Raw genomic sequence first — 13,304 nt, forward strand, 5'->3', positions numbered from 1 at the left:
ATATGAAAAAAATATTGGCAATTGCAAATCAAAAGGGTGGTGTGGGCAAAAGCACGACAACGATAAACTTAGGGGCGGCATTGGCACTGAAAGGTAAAACAGTGCTCATAATAGATATTGATCCACAGGGTAATACCACTAGCGGTTTGGGTATAGAAAAAGAGAAGAGTAAAAGTATAATATACGACGTGATCGAAGGAAAGGTAGACTGCAAAGAGGCTATAATAAAGACCAATTATGATAACCTGTATATAATTCCATCGGATGTAGATTTAGCAGGCGCCGAAGTAGAATTGGTAAATGTTCCTGGGAGAGAATATAAATTAAAATCGGCATTGGATCCTGTACGCGAAGATTATGATTACATACTTATAGATTGTCCGCCTTCCTTAGGCCTTTTGACCGTAAACGCATTGGCAACAGCGGATGGAGTAATAATACCCATCCAATGTGAATATTTTGCGCTGGAAGGCGTGGCACAGCTGCTTACCACCATTAAGATTGTTCAAAAACACATCAACAAAAAATTAGATATAAGTGGCGTTTTACTCACCATGTATGACGGCAGGACAAATCTGTCCGTTCAGGTGGCTGAACAAATAAAAAAGTATTTTGCAGATAAAGTATATAAAACAACAATACCCAGGAACATCAGATTAAGTGAAGCTCCCAGTTATGGTATGCCTATTCAATACTATAGTCCGAGATCTAAGGGTGCTGAGGCGTACAACGAGCTGGCTAAAGAGATATTAGAAAGGGATGTGAACAGTGAATAAGAGAGGGTTAGGTAAAGGTCTTGAAGCCTTATTGCCAAAAAGTATTGATGATGATGGTATTGTATATATTGAGATTGAGAAAATATACTCAAACCGATCACAACCTCGTAAATATTTTAATGATGAAAAGCTTCGAGAACTGGCCGATTCTATAAAAGAACATGGTATGATACAGCCTATAATTGTAAGAGCGGCAGATAATGGATATGTAATTGTAGCAGGTGAGAGAAGATGGAGAGCCGCGAAATTAGCAGGAATGAAGGAGGTTCCTGCTATAGTCAAAAACGTGAGCAATAATGAAGTACTTGAGCTGGCGCTGATTGAAAATCTGCAAAGAGAGGATCTAAACCCTATAGAGGAGGCGCTGGCTTACAAGACATTGATAGAAGAACATGGTATGACACAGGAGGATGTCGCAAAAAAAATAGGAAAGAGCAGGCCTGCTATAGCGAATAGTATACGACTATTAAATCTGGATGACCGTGTAATAGATTATTTGATAACAGGAGAGCTTACGACAGGACACGCGAGAGCCTTATTGTCATTACAGGATGGAGACATGCAGTTTGATGTTGCTAAGAAAATTATCAAAGATGGTTTAAACGTGAGACAGACAGAGAACCTGATAAAAAGAATACTAAATGGAGAAAAAAAAGCAATAAAACCGAAAGAAGCCGATACCAGATACAAATTTATACAGGATGATATGGAGAAGGTTCTGGGGACCAAGATTAATATCAAAAAAGGCAAAAATAAAGGTAAGATAGAAATAGAATTTTATTCTGATGAGGACCTTCAAAGAATTTATGAGTATTTATGCAACAGATGATAGGTTGTATAATATAATAGTTTTATGAAGATATGTATATGAGGGGGCTTACATCGTGATATACCTGGATAACGCGGCTACAACATGGCCAAAACCAGAGAATGTATATGATGAAGTTAAAAACACCATGATTAAATATGGTGCAAATACGGGGAGAGGGAGCCATAAGCTTTCTATAGCAGCATCCAGGATAGTCTATAATACCAGAGAACTGCTTGCAAAATTTTTAAACGCGAGAAGCCCCATGGAGATTATATTTACAATGAATTGTACTATGGCTTTAAACATGGCCATAAAAGGGTTACTAAAGACCGGAGATCATGTCTTGATCACATCTATGGAACATAATTCGGTTATAAGGCCTCTTAATGCATTAAAATCAAAGGGCATTAATTACGATATAATCTGGTGTAATCATGAAGGTTTATTAGATCCCGAAAATCTCAAAAAGGCGATAAAAAGTAATACTAAACTTATAGTAACAACAATGGCTTCTAATGTTTGTGGATCCTTGATGCCCATAAATGATATAGCAGCTATAGCCAGGTCTTATGGGATAGTTTATCTCATAGATGGTGCGCAGGGATTGGGGGTTATAGATGTAGATACGAGGAAAATGGGAGTTGACATTATTGCCTTTCCTGGCCATAAAGGGCTCTTAGGGCCTCAGGGAACAGGTGGTTTATATATCAGCAGTAAATTAAAGCTGGATACTATTATAGAAGGAGGTACAGGGAGCCATTCAGACTTGGATAGCCAACCGGAAGAAATACCTGATAAATTTGAGAGTGGGACATTAAATACGCCTGGTATTGCAGGATTAGGTGCAGGTATCAAATATATTGAAGAAAGGGGTATTGATGATATAAGGAAACATGAAATGTATCTGACAGATTGCCTTATACGTGGGCTAAGAGAAATAAAAGGTGTTGTCGTATATGGACCACAGGATTTGAGCCAGAGGATTGGTGTCGTCAGTATAAATATTGATGACATAGATTCATCGCTTGTAGGCCACATACTGGATTTAAAATATGACATTGCTACGAGAAGCGGCCTTCATTGCTCGATTCTGGCGCATAAGACGCTGGGCACGGTAAATCAAGGAACCGTGAGGTTCAGTGTGGGTCCATTTAATACGATTGATGAAATTGAGAATACAATAAAAGCCGTATATGACGTTGCTAAAAATTTTGTATAGGAGGATTGTTGATGGATGTTTTAAAACTGTTGGGTTCATTGCATTTAAGCGTGGTATCTGGAATCATAATAGTTTTATTATTTATTCTATTATTTCTTTATATATCCCTATTTATAAAGTTGGGAAAATTGAAAAGGCGTATAGATGTTTTCATGAAAGGAGAAAACGGAGTAAATATTGAAAAATTACTTAAAAGCTATATGTCAGAAGTTGAAACGGCCTTAATGAAGGTAAATGATTTTCAAAAGCAAATGGACGAGATAGTTAGAAAGCTGGAAATGAGTATAAAAAAAGTTGCAATTGTCCGTTACAATGCTTTTGATGAAGTAGGCAGTGACTTAAGTTTTTCTATAGCGCTCTTAGACGATCACGATGATGGAGTAGTTATAACGGGTATATACGGCAGGAATGAGACCACGACATACGCAAAGCCTATAAAAAATGGTATGTCTAATTATAAATTATCTGCAGAAGAACTTGAAGTCATAGATAAAGCTAGAAAAAAATTCATATAGAAGAATAAGAGATACACTTCCGGTTATAATATTTCAGGAGGTGTATTTTTTTGTTAATTGCAATAGATCGCGGAATGGAAGATCTAAAAACATTACTTGAAAGCCAGGGATATCAGGTTATCTATATTGACGAAGGGTTGATGTGTGATGCGTATATATACAGTAATGCATTTGGTCAACAACTTAAGTATATAAAACCCGGGAAAAATGGGACGCTGTTGATAAGCGGATCTATGGAATACGATAATATCCTTAATGCTCTTAAGACCAGGCTCATAACACCGTTATTCGAATAGGGTGGTAAGATGGACGAAAAAGTGAAAGGGAATTTGATTATAATAGGTGGTGCAGAGGATAAAGAGCATGAGTGTAAGATACTAAATTATGTGGTAGATTCAATAAAAGCAAAAAAAAATTCATTGCTTATAATAACGACAGCGACTCAAAAGCCTCAACAAGTCTTTGATATTTATAAGAAGGTGTTTAAAAGGCTAGGAGTAGATGAAATAGAAACACTGGATATATCTGGTAGGGAAGACGCTAATGATAAAAAAAATGTAGAAAAGGTATACGATGCAGGGGGTATTTTTTTTTCCGGCGGCGATCAGCTCAGGATAACTAGTATATTGGGTGGGACAAGGGTCAATGAGGCATTGATTGATGTGTACAGGAAAGGGACGGTTATTGCTGGTACCAGTGCTGGAGCTTCTGCTATGAGCAGCACCATGATAGTGGATGGTGAAGCGGATACACCTAAAAAAACCACATTAAGCATGGCACCAGGTCTTGCGTTTATAAATGAAGTGGTCATTGACCAGCACTTTGCCCAGAGAGGAAGGATAGGAAGGCTTCTGTATGCTGTGGCGCAAAATCCTTACACACTGGGAATAGGAATCGATGAGGATACAGCTATCGCTGTAGATAGCAATGGTTTGTTTCAGGTAATAGGTACCAATAGTGTTACAGTATTGGATGCCAAAAACATTCGTTATTCCAATATATCTGAATTGAGCCGTGGCGATGTATTGGAGCTAATTGGAGTAACTTTACATGTATTATCGCCAGGATCAGGCTTTGATCTCGCAAAGAGAGAACCGATTTTAAAAGGAGGTTTATAGCTGCTTAGCAGCAATTGTTATGAATATTTTAGGTATAAATATATACAGGGGCAGAAATATTTATTGCCATAGGCCTGTTATCAAATTGACCTTAGATCTTGAAGGCTATAGCGACATACCGACAAAGGATATACCGGATTTTAATGCAAAATTGCTGGATTTACTTCCGGGTTTGAAAGAACACTATTGCAGTGCAGGAAAACCTGGGGGTTTTGTCAAAAGGCTTTATGATGGAACGTATCTTGCTCATGTTACAGAGCATGTAATATTGGAATTACAACACATGGTCGGATATGACGTGAGGTACGGCAAAGCCAGATGTATTGAGGGCGAGAAATATTACATAGTCTATGAATATGTGTTAGAGGATTGTGGCTTAAGGTCGGGAAAGCTGGCAGTGGATTTATTAAACAAGTTATTAAAAGGAGAATGCATCGATTTAGATAATAAGATATCAGATTTAAGGAAAGTGATAGCCGAATTTGACTTAGGTCCGAGTACTAAGGCAATAGTAGAGGAGGCTAAAAGGAGGGGTATTCCTGTAACGAGGATAGGTAACAGCAGCATATTGAGATTGGGGTATGGTAAATACCAGAAATTAATAGAGGGTACTATAACGGAGAATACCAGCTGCATAGCTGTGGACATATCCTGTGACAAACAGCTTACCAAAAAGATATTGAGAGAGTACGGTATCCCTGTTCCTGAAGGCTATGAGGTCTATTCAGAAGATGATGCCGTTTCCATAGCCCGGGAATTAGGTTATCCTGTGGTAGTGAAGCCTTTAAGCGGCAATCAGGGGAAAGGCGTCTGTTTAAATCTAACTTCAGATGAAGATGTGAGGTTGGCATACAGGATCGCAAAGGGATACTCGGAGAATATCATTGTAGAAAAACATATACAGGGACGCCATTATAGAGTATTGGTGGTAAAAGATAAGGTAGCAGCGGTTTCCGAGAGGATTCCAGCTCATGTGATTGGCGATGGAAAAAGCAGTATAAAACAACTTATAGATAAACTAAACGAAGATCCCAACAGAGGGGAAGGACATGAAAAACCCCTGACAAAGATTAAAATAGACCCTATTGTACTTATGGTGTTGAATAGACAGGGGAAGGACCTCAATTATGTTCCTCAATCAGGTGAGAAAATTTATTTAAGAGATAACGATAATTTGAGCACAGGTGGTATAGCTGTAGACTGTACTGATAAAATACATCCTGATAATGTAGCAATAGCTATAAGAGCGGCACAGGCTATAGGACTGGATATTGCAGGAGTAGATATCACGGCGCCAGATATATCAAAACCTTTGACAGTTACAGGAGGCGTTGTTATAGAGGTAAATGCTTCTCCAGGTATAAGAATGCATTATTTTCCCCAAAAGGGCCAGCCCAGGGATGTGGCTAAATCTATAATAGATATGCTTTACCCCTATGGCAGCAAAAGTACAATACCTATTGTAGCTGTTACAGGTACCAATGGTAAAACTACTACTACCAGAATGATAGCGCATATTTTGAGCGCTTGTGGTTATACAGTAGGTATGACGACAACTGATGGCATATATGTGGATAATAAGCTTATATTAAAGGGCGATAATACAGGTCCTTTAAGTGCAGCTACGGTTTTGGCGGATAAAAATATAGATGCTGCTGTTTTAGAAACGGCTAGAGGAGGTATTATAAGGGCCGGTTTAGGATACGATTTGAGCGATGTTGGTATCATCACCAATGTTACGGAAGACCATCTCGGACTTGATGGTATAGAAACTCTGGAAGATATGGCCTTTGTTAAATCTTTGGTGGTAGAGGCCGTAAAAGAAGATGGATATGCGGTTTTAAATGCTGATGATAGTATGACGGGTTATATTGAAAGCAGGGTAAAATGTAAGAAAGTGTACTTTTCCATGAATGAGAACAACCTGTTGATAAAAAAACATATTTTGTCAGGGGGCACTGCTGTATATTTAAAAGATGATATGATAATGGTAGCAAACAGGGATTCGATAGTTCCAGTCATAGATATTAAAGATATACCAGCAACCCTGAATGGCAGTGTGAAGTTTAATGTTCAAAACAGCCTCGCTGCTACAGCTGGATGCTGGGCTTTGAGGATTCCGATCAAGGATATATCAAAAGGGCTTTCGACATTTTATTGTGATCAAAAGCACAACCCAGGTAGATTTAATATATTCAATATAGGCAATTACAGGGTACTGGTAGATTATGGGCATAACATAGATGGTTATAAGGCTGTGATAGAAGCGGCGACTAAAATGGGTGCGGATAGGCTTGTGGGTATCATAGGCGTACCGGGTGATAGAACTGATGATAGCATCAGACAGATTGGGGAGATATGCGGTAAGGCTTTTGATGTAATTTACATAAAAGAAGATCAGGATCTAAGAGGAAGAAAACCGGGAGTTGTAGCTAATATATTAAGAAAAGGCGTTGAAACCACAGGATTTGGGAAAGAGATAAAGATAGTGTTGTCAGAAAGCGAAGCATTGGAAATGGCTATGGCAAACGCAATGCCTGGTGACCTTATTATGATATTCTATGAAAAATACGATAAAGTCATAAACACTATAAGACGGGTAGCTCGAATGACAAACAAGAAAATAGATGCAGATAGCCTGGCATCGCAGAAGATTTGAGAGCCTATAATAAGGCTCTCTCTCTTTTGAGGTTTTGAATGGCATAAAAAAGTCCTTTGGTTATATAATCGGCCATTCTCATGACGAGATTTAACCGCGTGTTTTGTAATAACATAAATTCCATAAAGCCGCTCATGTTAACAATGCCGTTTATATGAAAATTCCCTATCTCTGGTAATTGTTTGTTAACACCAGCACCAGGCCTTATAGGACCAGGTCCGAAGGTTACATAACCTACATTTTCCAGTTTACCAAGGCACGCATCAACCGTGATGATGAAAGGATTATCTAATCTTTTAATCATTTCAACGGCTTCTAATAGATTTTTAGCGTGCACAGGTTCATCAAGGGTACCATATATGTATACATTACTTGATTCAACGTTTCTATTTTTTAAATTATGCCCCACGAGAGGCCCCAGACAGTCGCCAGTGGCCCTATCTGTACCTATGCAGAGTAAAATGATGTTTTGATAAGGCTTACGTACAGCTTTAATTTCCTCATATAATACGGACTTAAATTCGCTAAGCTTTTCATAGTTGTATGCGTTGTAATAATAAGTCATAAAATACACCTCGATATTATAATTGACATTTAATGCACTTTTGATACATAGGGATGCAAATATAGCAGGATCATGATAAAATTACTTATAGGGGGTGTGATTGTGTTCAATGATATATTTTTGAATATACCGCAGAAGTGGATAGATATAATGTGGATAGCTGTAAAAATAATAGTGGCATTTATTGTTACAAGATTGACGCTTTTATTGCTTTATAAGGCTGTTGACAAATTTTTTAGAAACTATAAGAGCAGCAAATTTAATATTTCTGAAAGAAAAATAAAAACCATGGGTACTCTCGTAAAAAATATATCAAAATACGTTATATATTTTATATTTGTAACAATTGTACTGAGTTTTTTTAACATAAAGATCGAATCGCTGCTTACGGTAGCTGGCATAGGTGGATTGGCAGTAGGTTTTGGTGCTCAAAGTCTGGTAAAGGATGTTATTACAGGCTTTTTTATACTATTTGAAGATCAGTTTGGAGTCGGTGACTATATAACCGTTGACAAATACAGCGGTATTGTAGAAGAGGTGGGTTTGCGCGTAACCAAGATCAGAGATTTTTCTGGTGCTATTCATATTATACCAAATGGGCAGATAACATCGGTTACCAACCACAACGCCGGCAATATGAGGGCATTGGTGGAGATATCTGTGGCTTATAAAGAAGACCTGGATAAAGTACAAAATGTGCTTCAGATGGTGTGCGATGAAGTGAGAGAAGAAATGTCAGATAAAATCGTAGATGGCCCGACCGTCCTGGGGGTCAGCGGCATTGGTTCAGGTGCGGTAAATATTACTATTGTGGCTATAGCAAAACCTATGAAGCACTGGGAAGTGGAGAGAGAATTGAGGCTCAAGATAAAAGAAGCCTTTGATAAAGAGGGTATAGAAATGCCTTACAATAAAGTTGTGATCTATAATGAGGGAAAAGAGGGGTGTTAATTGATGAAAGAGTATACCCTTGGCGATATCGTTATGATGAAAAAACCACATCCGTGCGGAAATAATGAATGGGAAATAATGAGGCTTGGCGCGGACATAAGGATAAAGTGCACAAAATGCGGGCGAATGGTGATGCTGCCCAGGCTTGAATTTGAAAAGAAAATGAAAAAAATACTCAGGAGCTCTGTTGAAAAAACCGGAAATCAATGATATAATTAATAATCGCGTATCCTTGGTCCATTGCGGACCCTTAAGTCCAGAAGGAGGTGAAGGTATGAGGTCGTATGAGTTTGTCTACGTTTTAAAGCCTGAAGTAGAGGAAGAAAAACGGAATGGATTGTTGGAGAGATTCAAATCTATAATAGGGCAAAAAGGCGAAGTAACTAATGTAGATGAGTGGGGTATGAGAAGACTTGCGTATCCCATAAAAAAATTTAATGAAGGATATTATGTTTTTTTGGAGTTTAACGGCGAAAGAGATATACCCAGTGAGTTAGAGACGACCTGTAGAGTTACCGATGAGATACTCAGGTATCTTATCGTAAAAAAGGGAGAGTAATAAAAAATGATTAATATGGTAGTTTTGATAGGTCGTTTGACAAAAGACCCTGTATTAAGGTTTATACCTGGTAGTGGTGTTCCTGTAGCTTCTTTTACTTTAGCAGTAGACAGGAATTTTACCAATCAACAGGGTGTAAGGGAAGCAGATTTCATACCCATAGTGGCGTGGAGAAAACTGGCTGAGATCTGTGCCAACAATTTGACTAAAGGCAGATTGGTGGCTGTTACAGGCAGGATACAGACGCGCAATTGGGATGACCAGGAAGGAAAAAGACATTTTATCACGGAAGTAGTCGCTGATAATGTGAGGTTTTTAGATTGGGGAAATAATAACAAGCAGGGATTCAATGTTAGTCAGGATAATGATATAGCCCACGATCTGGATTCGTTGGATGGTTTTGTGCCTGTAGAGGGTGAAGATGAGCTTCCGTTCTGAAAGGAGGGGAAATCGTGAACAAAGAAGAAGTAAAGAATGATAAAAAGAAAAACAAGAAGAAGAAAAAAGTATGCAGTTTTTGCACCGATAAGATAGAAGAGATTGATTATAAAGATATAAATAGATTGAAAAAATACATGTCTGAAAGAGCAAAAATACTACCGAGAAGGATCACAGGTAATTGCGCAAAACACCAGAGACAACTTACCGTTGCTATAAAGAGGGCGAGGCATTTAGCTTTACTTCCATTTACAATAGAATGATGCTATAATTAAAGAGGGCGAGGCCCTCTTTTTTACTAATATTCATAAAGGAGTGTGCCGATGAATAATAAGAATACACAGGGTATAGTTGAGGGAGCTATGCTCTCAGGTATTGCTGTAATAATAGCGATTGCCAGTGCGTATATTCCTTTTTTATCTTTTTTGTACGTGGTATTTCCTGTCCCTATAGCTGTCATCGGATACAGGCATGGACTAAAAATAAGCCTGTTGTCGTTGATAGTGGCATCGGTGATAATTGCGATATTGTCTGGTCCTCTGTCGTTACTCGGAACTATGGGATTGGGTAGTATTGGCATAGGCATAGGGTATTTTCAAAAGCTGAGAGTATCCCCCGTAACAACATTATTTGGAGCTTTTTTTATAGGCCTATTTTCTATACTTTTAAGCCTTTGGATTGCGTCTAAAATTGCTGGTATTAATGTTGTATCACAGAATATCGATGCTTTTAGACAGGCTATGCAATTGAATATAGAGATATATAAAAAGATGGGTATACAGGGGCAAGCATTACAGGACATAAATGTGTTGATGCAAAACATGCTGGCTATGTTGAAAATGCTTATGCCATTTATCATAATGGCGTCGGTGTTTATCGTTGTGTTTATAAATTATTTAGTAAATAACATGGTTCTAAAAAGATTAGGTTATAAGGACGTTGCCACACTTCCGCCATTTTCTACTTGGATTATGCCCAGGAGCGCGGCAATAATTTTTTCACTTTTTGTAGTAGCTGGATTTTTTATAAAGGCGGAAGCGGTGGGGCAAAATGTGGTACATGTAATAAATAATTTTTTAGCGATTGGATTTGTGGCATTTTTTATTGATGGATTGTCGTTAGCTACATTTTATATGAAAAAGGCAGGTATGAATGGATTTTTTAAAACGATAATATTTATTATGCTATTATTCTATGGTTATTTTAATATGCTGGTTTTTGTGATAGGTTTACTGGATGCAGGTTTAGATTTCAGACACCTCAGGATGGATTCCAGGAGGTAGCTCTATGCTAAATAAAAAAATTGTCCAATTTTTAAACCAAAATATAAGGATGTTTGTGCTGCTTACAGCGTTGATGATTGCCGTAATTTCATATTATAACCTGTTAATAGGAGGCATATCCTTTATAATTTTTTTGTCTGTAGTGATAAAGGTGTATGATAATATAAGTGAGCAAAGGGAAGAGCTCTGGAGAGAGATAGAAGAGGCAGCTGTTCAACTGGATGTTATGGTAAAGAAATCTCTGGAGAACTTGCCTTTAGCTGTGGTGATCGCGGATAAATCGCGCATAATATGGCGTAATTCTTACTACAATGAGAATTTTAAGGGTTATAGCGATATCGATAAAAAGGTAATTAATTTTATAACTCAGGGTTTAAATAAAAAGAACGTCGATAATACGCTGGATGTGGGCGATAAGAAATACTGTATGATAAAAAAAGTGGATAAAGTGAATGACGATGATATATTCATTGTGTATTTTTTTGATGCAACAGAAGAATTTCACTTAAAAAAGGCTTATGAGGATATTTTACCTGTAATAGGGCTTATACAGGTAGATAATTACGATGAGGTTATGCAGGGATTGGACGATCTTGATAGAGCTTTAATAGTGGCTGAGGTCGATAATAGATTGAATAAATGGGCCAATTCCATTGATGCGTGTTTGAGGAAGTATGAAAATGATAGTTATATAGTGTTTATGACAAACCAGAAGCTTAAACAGGCCGAAGAAAAGAGATTTGATATATTAGATGAAATAAGAAGCATTGATGTGGGCAACAAAATACCTATAACCCTGAGTATGGGTATTGCGTCATACAGTGATAATATAAGAAATATTTATATGGATTCAGATACCGCATTGGATCTGGCTTTAGGTAGAGGTGGAGATCAGGCGGTAGTCAAAAGAAAAAACAGGATATCTTATTATGGAGGTAAAACTCAGGCTGTAGAAAAGAGGACAAAAGTAAAAGCAAGGGTTATTGCTCATGCTCTTGGACAATTGATATCAGAGTCATCCAATGTAATAATTGTGAGCCATAATTATATGGATATGGATGGGTTGGGTTCGGCAATGGGAATATTAAGGGCCAGTAAGGAGTATGGCAAAAATGCCTATATAGTGATGGATACGGTAAACGCTACAGTACAGGATTTTCTCGATAGAGTTATGGAAGATGAGGAGTACAGCAGTTCATTCATTGATGTGGACCAGGTAGATAGCCTTATGGATGAAAGAAGCCTTCTTGTAGTTGTGGACACCCAACGTCCTGCTTACATGACGTACCCTGAGATCTTAAAGAAAGTTAATAGAATTGTCGTTATAGACCACCACAGGAAAACCAATGATTCTATAGATAAAACCATATTGACGTATATGGAACCATATGCGTCTTCCACCAGCGAACTGGTGACAGAGTTGTTGCAATATATGAAAGATAGGATAGAATTAGATAAAATAGAAGCAGAAGCATTAATGGCCGGCATAATGCTTGACACCAAAAATTTTACTTACAAGACCGGTGTAAGGACCTTTGAAGCCGCATCATTCTTGAGGAGAATGGGTGCAGACTCTACTCACGTGGTTCAGGTATTTAAAGATGATATACAGACATATTCTATCAGAGCCGAAATAGTAAAAGCTGCGGAATTCATGGATAATGGCATAGCTATTTCAATATGCCCATCAAATGTGAGTAATATACATTTATTGGTAGCAGAGGCTGCCAATGAGCTATTAAATATAAAAGGAGTAGAGGCTGCTTTTGTGATGAGCCAGATCAATAATACGGTGATTATCAGTGGAAGATCGATGGGCGATGTCAATGTTCAACTTATACTGGAAAAATTAGGGGGTGGTGGTCATCTCGGAATCGCCGGAGCACAGTTGTTTGATGTAAATATAGATGAAGCTAAAAAATTGCTCTATGAAGCAATAGATAAATATTTTGAGGAGGAGATGTCATGAAGGTTATTCTTTTAAAGGATGTAAAGGGGTTAGGGAAGAAAGACGACGTGGTAAATGCCAGTGACGGTTATGCTAGAAACTATTTGATACCACGAGGGCTGGGTGTAGAAGCTACTGAAAGCAGTATAAGGCAGTTAAAGGAAAAAAAGCGTATGGAGGAGGAAAAAAAGGCCAGAGAAAAAAAAGAGGCACAGGATTTGGCTCAGAGATTGAATTCGACCGGCGTTGTTATAAAAGTTAAAGCAGGAAATGACAAGATTTTTGGGTCTGTCACATCAAAAGAAATAGCGGAAAAGCTCAAAGAACAACATGGCATTGACGTAGATAAGCGTAAGATCATGTTAGAGGAGCCTATAAAATACCTGGGGACTTTTTATGTAGATGTATGGCTGTATCCGGAAGTCACAGCGAAGTTAAAGGTGGTTATTGAGGGGGAATAAT

General features: G+C 37.9%; 16 protein-coding genes. 15 read left to right on the forward strand and 1 reads right to left on the reverse strand.

The window, feature by feature from the left end; genetic code table 11:
• Positions 1-2: 2 nt before the first annotated feature.
• The 7 genes from BUB87_RS08300 to cphA are packed head-to-tail and all read left to right on the forward strand — an operon-like array spanning position 3 to position 7,098.
• Positions 3-776: a ParA family protein gene (locus tag BUB87_RS08300; protein WP_073343971.1), complete on the forward strand. Its 774-nt coding sequence runs from the start codon at positions 3-5 to the stop codon at positions 774-776.
• Positions 769-1,605: a ParB/RepB/Spo0J family partition protein gene (locus BUB87_RS08305; RefSeq protein WP_073343974.1), complete on the forward strand. Its 837-nt coding sequence runs from the start codon at positions 769-771 to the stop codon at positions 1,603-1,605. The genes BUB87_RS08300 and BUB87_RS08305 overlap by 8 nt, the downstream gene beginning before the upstream one ends.
• 55 nt (positions 1,606-1,660) lie before the next feature.
• On the forward strand, positions 1,661-2,806 hold the full coding sequence (locus BUB87_RS08310; RefSeq protein ID WP_073343977.1) for an aminotransferase class V-fold PLP-dependent enzyme: 1,146 nt from the start codon (positions 1,661-1,663) through the stop codon (positions 2,804-2,806).
• 11 nt (positions 2,807-2,817) lie between these two features.
• Positions 2,818-3,321: a DUF4446 family protein gene (locus BUB87_RS08315; RefSeq protein WP_073343980.1), complete on the forward strand. Its 504-nt coding sequence runs from the start codon at positions 2,818-2,820 to the stop codon at positions 3,319-3,321.
• A 50-nt stretch (positions 3,322-3,371) separates the two neighbouring features.
• Positions 3,372-3,617 carry a YkuS family protein gene (locus BUB87_RS08320; RefSeq protein ID WP_073343983.1) on the forward strand — a complete coding sequence of 82 codons (246 nt, stop codon included), beginning with the start codon at positions 3,372-3,374 and terminating at the stop codon, positions 3,615-3,617.
• 9 nt (positions 3,618-3,626) lie between these two features.
• The gene (locus BUB87_RS08325; protein WP_073343986.1) at positions 3,627-4,439 is read left to right on the forward strand and encodes a cyanophycinase; all 813 of its coding nucleotides are present in this window, start codon (positions 3,627-3,629) and stop codon (positions 4,437-4,439) included.
• A gap of 19 nt (positions 4,440-4,458) precedes the next feature.
• Positions 4,459-7,098, forward strand: a complete 2,640-nt coding sequence (cphA, locus tag BUB87_RS08330) for a cyanophycin synthetase (RefSeq protein ID WP_073343989.1) — start codon at positions 4,459-4,461, stop codon at positions 7,096-7,098.
• Between the two features lie 4 nt (positions 7,099-7,102).
• Here cphA and yyaC read toward each other — a convergent pair whose 3' ends face one another.
• On the reverse strand, positions 7,103-7,663 hold the full coding sequence (yyaC, locus tag BUB87_RS08335) for a spore protease YyaC (RefSeq protein ID WP_073343991.1): 561 nt from the start codon (positions 7,661-7,663) through the stop codon (positions 7,103-7,105).
• A 102-nt stretch (positions 7,664-7,765) separates the two neighbouring features.
• On the opposite strand from yyaC, the gene BUB87_RS08340 reads away from it, so the two are divergent.
• The 8 genes from BUB87_RS08340 (at position 7,766) to rplI (ending at position 13,303) form a co-directional block, all read left to right on the forward strand.
• Positions 7,766-8,614 (forward strand): mechanosensitive ion channel family protein, encoded by an 849-nt coding sequence (locus BUB87_RS08340; protein ID WP_234945998.1) that lies wholly within the window; start codon positions 7,766-7,768, stop codon positions 8,612-8,614.
• Between the two features lie 3 nt (positions 8,615-8,617).
• Positions 8,618-8,824 carry a DUF951 domain-containing protein gene (locus BUB87_RS08345; protein ID WP_073343997.1) on the forward strand — a complete coding sequence of 69 codons (207 nt, stop codon included), beginning with the start codon at positions 8,618-8,620 and terminating at the stop codon, positions 8,822-8,824.
• 64 nt (positions 8,825-8,888) lie between these two features.
• Positions 8,889-9,173 carry a 30S ribosomal protein S6 gene (gene rpsF / locus BUB87_RS08350; RefSeq protein ID WP_073344000.1) on the forward strand — a complete coding sequence of 95 codons (285 nt, stop codon included), beginning with the start codon at positions 8,889-8,891 and terminating at the stop codon, positions 9,171-9,173.
• Positions 9,174-9,179: 6 nt separating this feature from the next.
• Positions 9,180-9,611, forward strand: coding sequence for a single-stranded DNA-binding protein (locus tag BUB87_RS08355; RefSeq protein WP_073344003.1), 432 nt, complete (start codon positions 9,180-9,182; stop codon positions 9,609-9,611).
• A 14-nt stretch (positions 9,612-9,625) separates the two neighbouring features.
• Positions 9,626-9,874: a 30S ribosomal protein S18 gene (gene rpsR, locus BUB87_RS08360; protein WP_200792784.1), complete on the forward strand. Its 249-nt coding sequence runs from the start codon at positions 9,626-9,628 to the stop codon at positions 9,872-9,874.
• Between the two features lie 60 nt (positions 9,875-9,934).
• The gene (locus BUB87_RS08365; protein WP_073344009.1) at positions 9,935-10,894 is read left to right on the forward strand and encodes a YybS family protein; all 960 of its coding nucleotides are present in this window, start codon (positions 9,935-9,937) and stop codon (positions 10,892-10,894) included.
• Between the two features lie 4 nt (positions 10,895-10,898).
• On the forward strand, positions 10,899-12,863 hold the full coding sequence (locus BUB87_RS08370; protein WP_073344012.1) for a DHH family phosphoesterase: 1,965 nt from the start codon (positions 10,899-10,901) through the stop codon (positions 12,861-12,863).
• Positions 12,860-13,303, forward strand: coding sequence for a 50S ribosomal protein L9 (rplI, locus tag BUB87_RS08375; protein WP_073344015.1), 444 nt, complete (start codon positions 12,860-12,862; stop codon positions 13,301-13,303). Before BUB87_RS08370 ends, rplI begins: the two co-directional genes overlap by 4 nt.
• Position 13,304: the final 1 nt, after the last annotated feature.

This window comes from Caldanaerobius fijiensis DSM 17918, assembly GCF_900129075.1.
Classification (GTDB): domain Bacteria; phylum Bacillota; class Thermoanaerobacteria; order Thermoanaerobacterales; family Caldanaerobiaceae; genus Caldanaerobius; species Caldanaerobius fijiensis.

Bases quoted from the DNA above. Each gene is read 5' to 3' on its own strand.
- rpsF (WP_073344000.1), top strand. From the start codon at position 8,889: ATGAGGTCGTATGAGTTTGTCTACGTTTTAAAGCCTGAAGTAGAGGAA.
- cphA (WP_073343989.1), top strand. From the start codon at position 4,459: ATGAATATTTTAGGTATAAATATATACAGGGGCAGAAATATTTATTGC.
- BUB87_RS08345 (WP_073343997.1), top strand. From the start codon at position 8,618: ATGAAAGAGTATACCCTTGGCGATATCGTTATGATGAAAAAACCACAT.
- BUB87_RS08315 (WP_073343980.1), top strand. From the start codon at position 2,818: ATGGATGTTTTAAAACTGTTGGGTTCATTGCATTTAAGCGTGGTATCT.
- yyaC (WP_073343991.1), bottom strand. From the start codon at position 7,663: ATGACTTATTATTACAACGCATACAACTATGAAAAGCTTAGCGAATTT.
- rplI (WP_073344015.1), top strand. From the start codon at position 12,860: ATGAAGGTTATTCTTTTAAAGGATGTAAAGGGGTTAGGGAAGAAAGAC.
- BUB87_RS08370 (WP_073344012.1), top strand. From the start codon at position 10,899: ATGCTAAATAAAAAAATTGTCCAATTTTTAAACCAAAATATAAGGATG.
- BUB87_RS08325 (WP_073343986.1), top strand. From the start codon at position 3,627: ATGGACGAAAAAGTGAAAGGGAATTTGATTATAATAGGTGGTGCAGAG.
- BUB87_RS08300 (WP_073343971.1), top strand. From the start codon at position 3: ATGAAAAAAATATTGGCAATTGCAAATCAAAAGGGTGGTGTGGGCAAA.
- BUB87_RS08365 (WP_073344009.1), top strand. From the start codon at position 9,935: ATGAATAATAAGAATACACAGGGTATAGTTGAGGGAGCTATGCTCTCA.
- BUB87_RS08355 (WP_073344003.1), top strand. From the start codon at position 9,180: ATGATTAATATGGTAGTTTTGATAGGTCGTTTGACAAAAGACCCTGTA.